Annotated in this window: 7 protein-coding genes; 1 reads left to right on the top strand and 6 read right to left on the bottom strand. The window is 63.4% G+C overall.

The window, feature by feature from the left end; translation table 11 throughout:
• Positions 1–120: 120 nt before the first annotated feature.
• From AAAV21_RS09110 to AAAV21_RS09095, 4 genes are all read right to left on the bottom strand, one after another.
• On the bottom strand, positions 121–2268 hold the full coding sequence (locus AAAV21_RS09110) for a Tex family protein (RefSeq protein WP_349109108.1): 2148 nt from the start codon (positions 2266–2268) through the stop codon (positions 121–123).
• A gap of 247 nt (positions 2269–2515) precedes the next feature.
• Complete coding sequence (locus tag AAAV21_RS09105; protein ID WP_349109105.1) at positions 2516–3556, bottom strand: Gfo/Idh/MocA family oxidoreductase; 1041 nt, start codon at positions 3554–3556, stop codon at positions 2516–2518.
• 69 nt (positions 3557–3625) lie between these two features.
• On the bottom strand, positions 3626–4882 hold the full coding sequence (locus AAAV21_RS09100) for an MFS transporter (RefSeq protein ID WP_349109103.1): 1257 nt from the start codon (positions 4880–4882) through the stop codon (positions 3626–3628).
• A gap of 65 nt (positions 4883–4947) precedes the next feature.
• Positions 4948–5829, bottom strand: a complete 882-nt coding sequence (locus AAAV21_RS09095; RefSeq protein WP_349109102.1) for an SDR family oxidoreductase — start codon at positions 5827–5829, stop codon at positions 4948–4950.
• A gap of 233 nt (positions 5830–6062) precedes the next feature.
• Here AAAV21_RS09095 and AAAV21_RS09090 point away from each other — a divergent pair, with 233 nt between their 5' ends.
• Entirely contained in the window at positions 6063–6944 is an 882-nt protein-coding gene (locus tag AAAV21_RS09090; RefSeq protein WP_349109099.1) for a LysR family transcriptional regulator, read from the top strand.
• 71 nt (positions 6945–7015) lie between these two features.
• On the opposite strand, the gene AAAV21_RS09085 is transcribed toward AAAV21_RS09090, so the two are convergent.
• Positions 7016–7330, bottom strand: coding sequence for a type II toxin-antitoxin system RelE/ParE family toxin (locus tag AAAV21_RS09085; protein WP_349109096.1), 315 nt, complete (start codon positions 7328–7330; stop codon positions 7016–7018).
• On the bottom strand, positions 7323–7586 hold the full coding sequence (locus tag AAAV21_RS09080; protein WP_349109093.1) for a prevent-host-death protein: 264 nt from the start codon (positions 7584–7586) through the stop codon (positions 7323–7325). The genes AAAV21_RS09085 and AAAV21_RS09080 overlap by 8 nt, the downstream gene beginning before the upstream one ends.
• Positions 7587–7801 lie beyond the last annotated feature (215 nt).

Here is a 7801-nt window from a genome sequence, read left to right as displayed (position 1 = left end):
GGGGCCGCGGGAGCGTTCGGCTAGGTGCGGGAACGGCCTATTTGCTCAATGTGTTCGGCTGAGATCGGAAATCAACCTTTGCGACACTTGCCGCGAAGAGGGGATATCCGCTTTGGCGGTTTACTTCCCCTGCACCATGGTGAGCGAGATCTTCTTGCGGTCGCGATCGACCTTTTCGACCCACACCTTGACCGTGTCGCCGACGCGCACCACGTCGCTCGGGTGCTTGACGAAGCGGTTGGCCAGCTTGGAGATGTGCACGAGGCCGTCCTGGTGCACGCCCACGTCGACGAAGGCGCCAAAGTCGACGACATTGCGCACCGTGCCCTTGAGCTCCATGCCGGGCTCCAGGTCGTCGATGGAAAGCGCCGAGCGGCTAAAGACCACCTCGGGCGCGTCGTCGCGCGGATCGCGGCCGGGCTTCTTGAGCTCGTTGACGATGTCGATGAGCGTCAGGGTGCCGCAGTCCAGATCGCTTGCCAGCGTCGAGATGCTGCCCAGGCGGCGCTCGATGTCGGGCACGCCACCGCGGCTGAGCTCGCTTGCCGCCACACCGGCGCGCTCTAGAACGGACGTGGCCACCTCGTAGCTTTCGGGGTGGACGCTCGTCGCGTCGAGCGGGTTCTTGCCGCCGCTGATGCGCAGGAAGCCCGCGGCGTTGAGATATGCCTTGGGTCCCAGCTTGGGGACCTTCTTAAGCTGGCGGCGATCGGTAAAGGCGCCGTTTTCCTCGCGGTAGGCCACGATGTTTTTGGCCACGCTCGGCGTAATACCCGACACGTAGCCCAGCAGGCTCGCGCTCGCGGTGTTTACGTCGACGCCCACGCGGTTGACGACGTCCTCCACCACGTGGCCCAGCGTGCGCGAGAGCTCGGCCTGGTCAAGGTCGTGCTGGTACTGGCCTACGCCGATGGACTGGGGCGGAATCTTAACGAGCTCTGCCAGCGGGTCTTGCAGGCGGCGGCCCAGGCTCATGGCGCCACGCACGGTGACGTCTAGGTCGGGGTATTCCTGGCTGGCGAGCTCGGAGGCGGAGTACACCGACGCGCCGGCTTCGTTGACGATGGTGTAGCGAAGGCTGAGCGCCTGCTCGGCAATGAACTCCGAGACGACTTCTTCGGTCTCGCGGCTGGCGGTGCCGTTGCCGATGACGATGGTGTTGACGCCGTCCTTCTTGACGAGGCGGGCGAGCTCGCGCTTGGTGCCGGCGACGTCGTGGCGCGGCTTGGTGGGGTAGACCACGCTGTGGTCGAGCAGCTTGCCGGTCTCGTCCATGACGGCGACCTTGCAGCCGGTGCGGTAGCCCGGATCGAGCGCGAGCACACGGGCGCCGCGGACGGGGCGTGCCGAGAGCAAACCCTCGAGATTCTTGGCAAAGACGTTGATGGCCTCGGTCTGGGCGCGAACGGTGAGCTTGGCGCGGGCCTCGCGCTCCAGCGAGGGGGCCATGAGGCGCTTGTAGCCGTCGGCGATGGCGGCGTCAAAGATGGGGGCGAAGACACCCTGGCGTCGGGGCCAACGGCTGCCAAGGCGTGCCGTGGCAGCGGCGCCGTCGACGTTCACGCGTACGCGGAGCTTGCCCTCGCGCTCGCCGCGGTCGATAGCCAGCACGCGGTGGTTGGGGATGCGGCGCAGGGGCTCGTCATAGCTGTAGTACGGCTCGTAGGGGGTCTTCTCGGCGGGATCGGTTGCCTCGACGACGATGTCGGCGGTGTTTTGCGTAAAGGCGCGCAGGTCGGCGACGTTCTCGGGGTCCTCGGCCACCGTCTCGGCCACGATGTCGGCGGCGCCGGCGAGCGCCTTCTCGGGCGTGTCGAAGCCGGCCTGTTCGTTGACGTATGCCGCAGCGGCGTCGAGTGCGCTGCCCTTGGCCGATGCCTGCATGATGATTATATTGGCAAGCGGCTCCAGGCCTGCCTCGCGGGCCTTCTGCGCGCGGGTCATGCGCTTTTTGCGGTAGGGCTTGTAGAGGTCATCGACACGCTGGAGCTGCGTGGCCTCGCGAATCTGCGCCTCGAGTTCGGGTGTGAGTTTGCCCTGGGCGTCGATGAGCAGCATGACGTCTTCTTTGCGCTGCTCAAGATTGCGCAGGTAGGACAGGCGTTCGTCGAGGGCGCGCAGGGCAACGTCGTCCATGCCGCCCGTGGCTTCCTTGCGGTAGCGCGAGATAAAGGGGATGGTGTTGCCCTCGTCGATGAGCTTGACGGCCGCCTCGACGTTGGCAGCCTTAAGGTTGAGCTCGCGGGCGAGCTGGGCGATCAGGTCCATGGAACTCCTTGCGTTTGAGGTGCGTTTGCAGCACAGGGCTACCAAGGATACCACCCGTCCCAAAAGACTGTTTTGGGACGAACGAATCAAGCCGAGGTGCAAAATAGCCCCCGCCCCAGAAAAATCGTCGGCAACGTAGCAAAATACCCCGCGGGCAGGAGGCTGCCCGCGGGGCAAAGAAGAGGGGCTTATTTGTGGCGGACCGAGGGGCTCGGCATGGGTTTCTGTCGCGGCCGCTCTTAAGGCATTACAGCTCGACGAGCTGGCCGGTCTCGGCGGCCTCCTTGACAGCGTTGAGAAGCGTGAGCGTCTTGACGTTGTCGGCCGGCGTCACGACGGGCTCGACCTCGCGGCGGACGACCTTCACAAAGTGCTTGAGCTGCATCTTGTGGGGAAGCGCCGGGTCGACGGCCGGGATCTCCATCTGCAGCGGCTTGTGCCAGTTGGAGGCGCCGTCGTAGGAGAACTGGTGCAGGCGGGGCAGCGACAGGGCGCCCTTGGTACCGCCAATAAAGTAGGTATCGGCGTCGAAGGGGCGGTACTGCGGATCCTCGCGAGCGGTCGCCTCCCAGTTCCAGGGGCTGGCGGTGGCGTCGGAGATGGTCATGCTCGCGAGCGCGCCATCGGCAAAGCGAACGTTGACCACGGCGGAGTCCTCGGTCTCAAAACCGCGGGCGGCGCTGGACTGCATGCCCTGGACGGCAACGGGCTCGCCCAGCAGGTAGCGGAGCAGGTCGACGTCGTGCACCAGGTTGACCAGGATCGGGCCGGCACCCTTCTTGCGGCGCCACTCGACATCAAAGTACTCGTCGTTCTTATAGATCATGTAGTGGAAGCTCGACACGGTGAGCTTGCCCAGCTCGCCGGACTCGATGATCTCCTTGGCCTTGTTGACGAAGGGGTTGTGGCGACGGTGCTGACCCACGAGCACGGGCACGCCGGCGGTCTCGGCCTCGGCGGCGAAGGCCTGGGCGTCCTCGAGATCGTTGGAAATCGGCTTTTCGACCAGCGGCACGATGTTGCGCTTCACGGCCTCGCGGGCAACGCCCAGGTGCAGGTCGTTGGGGGTGGCGATGATGACGGCCTCGGGCTTGACCTCGTCCATCATCTGGGCGGGATCGGTAAAGAACGGCACGCCGGCGGCCTCGGCCGTGGCACGGGCGCCCTCAAAGGCGTCGGCGATGGCGACGAGCTCGGCCTCGGGCTCCTCGGTTACAAAGCGGATGTGGTTGCGGCCCATGGCGCCGGCGCCGATGACGGCAATGCGGACGGGGTTGAGCTCAGACATTTCGACTCCCTAATACTGGTGGCTGGTGGAATGTGACAAAGGGACTGTCCCTTTGTCACATCGGTACAACTAGGCGGACTTCTTCTTGCTGTCGGAGACCATCATGTAGACGGTGAGCACGACGGCGATGGCGGCGATCACGATGGCGCCGTAGAAGGACTGCTGGTAGGCGGCGCTGCCGGCCTCGGCGTGATATAGCACGGCGGTAATGGGCTGGCTGATCCAGGTAGAAGCGGCGTAGCCCAAAAACATGATGCCGTAGTTGACGCCGATGTTGCTGGTGCCAAAGGCGCCACCGGTGAGCGGCGGGTAAATGACGAGCAGGGCGCCAAAGCTAAAGCCGAGCAGGGCGAGCGCCACAAAGAACATGCTCTGCGTAAAGCTCATCGACATGATGACGAGCGCGACGATGGTGACGATAAGGCTGATGAGCAGCGACTTGTAGGCGCCGAGCTTGTCGATGATCTGGCCAAAGGACAGACGGCCGACCAGGTTGGCGCAGGTGTTGACGGAGACCACCACACCGCCGAGGGCGACGGCCGCGGCGCTCGTGGGGTCGGCGAAGAGCTGGACGGCGGCGATGGAGGCAACCTTGCCCACAAGCAGGGTGCCCGCGGTGGCGGCAAAGGCGAAGGTGACGATGAGGACCCAGAAGCGCGGGGTCTTGACCATCTCGCCCGGGGTGAGGTCACCAAAGGTGCCGGCGTGGGCGCCACCCTTGGGGGCCTCGAAGCCCTCGGGCAGCCAGCCAGCTTCGGGGGCCTTCAGGAACAGGGCGGAGGCGGCGATTGTCACAAAGAAGATGACGCCGAGTGCCTTAAGGGCGCCAAAGATGCCCAGGCTCGGGATGAGCAGCGAGGCGAGCACCGGGGACAGCACGGCGGGGCCGGCGGTCGAAGCGGCCAGGGTGATGCCGGAGGCGAGGCCCTTCTTGTCGATGAACCACTTTTGGCCGGTGGTGAGCGCGGGGTTGTAGCCCAGGCCGTTGCCGATGGCGGCGACGAGCGAGAACCACAGGTAGAACTGCCACGGCTCGGTGACGGTGCCGGACATGAACCAGCCCAGACCGTAGCACACGGCGGCGGCGATCACGACGTTGCGCGGGCCGATCTTATCGGAGATGCGGCCGGCGAAGATGCCCGTCACGGCCATGATGGTCTGAAAGACCGGGAAAGCCCAGGTAAGGGCGCTCGACCACTCGGGGTAGACGGCGAGCAGGTTCTTGCTCACGACGGAATACAGCGCGATGGAGCTGATGAAGAACATGGTGACGCACGCGGCGGAAAGCACGACGGCGCGACCCTTGTTGGAGTTGGTGGAAGCCATTGGACTCTTTCTAATCGATGCGGGGGAGGGGCGGGCGTCACCGCGAGCCTCCCTGTCGGGCTGGTTTACTGGTCAGTCGGCTTTGCGACGCCGGACTCGTCGGACCAAAGCTCGACACCCTTGTTCTTGAGGTAGTTGTCGGCAAAGGCGCGGCGGCCGCCGGGCTTGGCGGTGAGGTCACCCATCATATTGGAGAAACCGCCATCGACCTTGATGGCGTCGCCGGTGGTAAAGTCCGAGCGCTTGGATGCCAAGAACATGACGGCGTTGGCGATATCGCTGACCTCGCCGATGCGGCGCGTGGCGATCAGGCGGCTGCGGCTCTTCTCGACCTCGGGGTCGGCGTAAAAGCTCGCCGACATGGGGGTCTTGACAAAGCAGGGCTCGACGCAGTTGGAGCGCACGCCGTAGGGGCCCCACTCGGCAGCCAGCATCTTGGACATCATGTTGACGCCCGCCTTGGTGGAGCTGTACACGCCCGAGAACGTCTCGGGGGAGTGGCTGGCAACGGTCGAGATGTGCACCAGGCGACCCTGGCCGGCCTTGATCATCTCGCGACCAAAGCGCTGCGAGGTGATGAAGTAACCGGTGAGGTTGACGTTGAGGACCTCGTTCCAGTCACTCAGCGGCAGGTCCTCCATGGCTGCGAAGCGCAGGATGCCGGCAGTGTTGACGAGGACGTCGACGCGGCCGAAGTTGGCGATGGTGGCATCGACGGCAGCCTGAACCTCGGCCTCGTCGGTGGCGTTCATCTTGTAGCCCTCGGCGTGGATGCCAAACTCGGCGGCGAGGTCGGCAGCTGCGGCCTTGACCTTCTCCTCGTCCAGGTCGAGCAGGACGACGTTGGCGCCGTTGCGGGCGAACTCGCGGCAAATCTCGACGCCCATACCGCCGAGTGCGCCGGTCACGGCGCAGACATCGCCCTCGAGCTTAAGCCAATTGCTCATAGGAACTTCCCTTCTTGTGCCTCCCGGTGGGTCGCTTCCATTAACCGACCCACGTGGTTTTCGCTGGTTATCGTATGCTTTGCATTTGCGCAGGTGAATTGCATATTTGTTGGAATGGCGTTAACCTTTGGTTAATAGCTTGCAAGACGATTTGGTCTTAATTGAGTGTGTGACCTGCCAAAACGACCCCCTATGGCCATGCATGGGCATAGGTCTGGAAACGGGAGATTGACGTGTACGATCGACGACTCGAGGCCATAGCGGCCGCCGCGGAGCTGGGAAGCTTCTCGCGCGCCGCGGCAAAACTGCGCGTGTCGACCCCGGCGCTCGTCAAGCAGGTGTCGGGCTTTGAGGCCGAGTTTGGCATCACGTTGTTCGAGCGCTCGCATTCGGGCGTCAAGGTGACGCCGGCGGGGGCGCTTCTGGTGGACGACGCGCGCTCGATTATGCGCCAGTCCGAGGATGCGTTGCGTCGCGCCCGACGCGCGGCGGGCGATGGCGGTGCGGTGCGCCTGGGCGTGTCGATGATGTGCCCGGGGCGCCAAACGCTGTCGATGTGGTCGGGCATCCACGATCTGGAACCATCGCTGCGATTTGAGATTGTGCCGGTAAGCGACCTCTACGACGAGCGCGAGACCGTCATGCGCAGCCTTGGTCGCGAAGTGGATGTGGTGCAGTCGAGTTTTTCGACCCCGCGCTGGGGCGACGCCTGCCAAAAGCTCCGCATCGTCAACGTGCCGTTTTATATCGACGTGCCGCGCACGAGCCCGCTGGCGCGCAAGACACGCATTACGGTCGCCGACTTGGAGGGCATGCGCCTGCGCGTGCTTCGTCACGGCAACGACGCCATGGACAGCCTACGTATCGATCTTTTGGCTGACGGCGGCGTGGACGTGATCGACGTGGACAGTTTTGACTTTGCGCTCTTTAACGAAGCCGAGGAAAAGGGTGACGCGGTGCTCACCTGCGGCGCGTGGTCGGGGGTACACCCGGCCTTTGTGGGCGTGCCGTTCCTGTGCGGCCGCGAGGTGCCGGTCTTTCTGCACTACCCGCTCGAGCCCGCCCTCCAAGTACAAAAATTCGTCAACGCCATGGTCCAACTCCTCAGTAGCTAATTTAGGACGGGGCTTTTTTAGCTGCATCGGGCATGGTCCCGGATAAGGGGTCGAATTATATCGGGGCCTGTTTATTCGGCAAACAGCACCTGCAGGTAATCGCGCTTTCTGTGGAGGACGCGGTCGATATAGACCTTCTGGTGAAAACGGTAAAACGCGAGATAGTTGTCACAGACCACGAACCGGTAATCGGAGCGCAGGGGATAGATTGAAGATAGTGGCGTACCCGACTCTGGGAAGCTGGATAGCAGGTCTATCCGAGCGAGGATGCCCTCTACGATTCTCTCCGCTGCTGCGGGATTGTCCTGTTCGACGGCAATGTAGTCCCAGATGTCGTCGAGATCTTGCAGAGCCAGCGGAGAGTAAACGACCTCGCAACTATGCATGGCTTGCGGCCTTGCGGCGGAAGTGTGCGGCGACGTTGTCCGACGAGACCCATCCGCTCTCATCACCCGAGCTGCGCCCGCGCTCAAGCTCCGACATCAGCGTGCTGATGGCGCAAAACCGGTCGTAATCTTTCATGTCGAGCACCGCGTAGCAACCGTGCCCGTTTTTGGTCAGGAACACCGGGGAGCCCTCGTGGACATCGGAGAGCACCTCGTTGTAATTGCGCAAATCGGAAACAGGCTTAATGGCAGGCATATAAGGCTCCAATCGATGTACGGGAACTTACGATAAATTATACGAATAATATGCAGTACCTGCCAGCCAAAGCACCCACACAAAACGAGGTGCGGTCGAGTCGCTCCCAAAGCTCCGCTCCAAAGACTGCACAAGTTCGAGGCTCTTGGTCCATTATGGTAGAGTTTGCCTCACGTGAATTTCAGCACACTGCGTGCCACCAGAGCTTTTGCCAT

This window comes from Collinsella sp. CLA-AA-H302, assembly GCF_040093305.1.
In the GTDB taxonomy this organism is placed as follows: domain Bacteria; phylum Actinomycetota; class Coriobacteriia; order Coriobacteriales; family Coriobacteriaceae; genus Collinsella.
Note: the sequence above shows the minus strand (reverse complement) of the source record. Positions and strands in the feature narration are given on the sequence as shown.

What these genes read in the sequence shown, in the direction of transcription:
- AAAV21_RS09110 (WP_349109108.1), bottom strand. Translation starts at nt 2,268, where the DNA reads ATGGACCTGATCGCCCAGCTCGCCCGCGAGCTCAACCTTAAGGCTGCC.
- AAAV21_RS09085 (WP_349109096.1), bottom strand. Translation starts at nt 7,330, where the DNA reads ATGCATAGTTGCGAGGTCGTTTACTCTCCGCTGGCTCTGCAAGATCTC.
- AAAV21_RS09095 (WP_349109102.1), bottom strand. Translation starts at nt 5,829, where the DNA reads ATGAGCAATTGGCTTAAGCTCGAGGGCGATGTCTGCGCCGTGACCGGC.
- AAAV21_RS09100 (WP_349109103.1), bottom strand. Translation starts at nt 4,882, where the DNA reads ATGGCTTCCACCAACTCCAACAAGGGTCGCGCCGTCGTGCTTTCCGCC.
- AAAV21_RS09080 (WP_349109093.1), bottom strand. Translation starts at nt 7,586, where the DNA reads ATGCCTGCCATTAAGCCTGTTTCCGATTTGCGCAATTACAACGAGGTG.
- AAAV21_RS09105 (WP_349109105.1), bottom strand. Translation starts at nt 3,556, where the DNA reads ATGTCTGAGCTCAACCCCGTCCGCATTGCCGTCATCGGCGCCGGCGCC.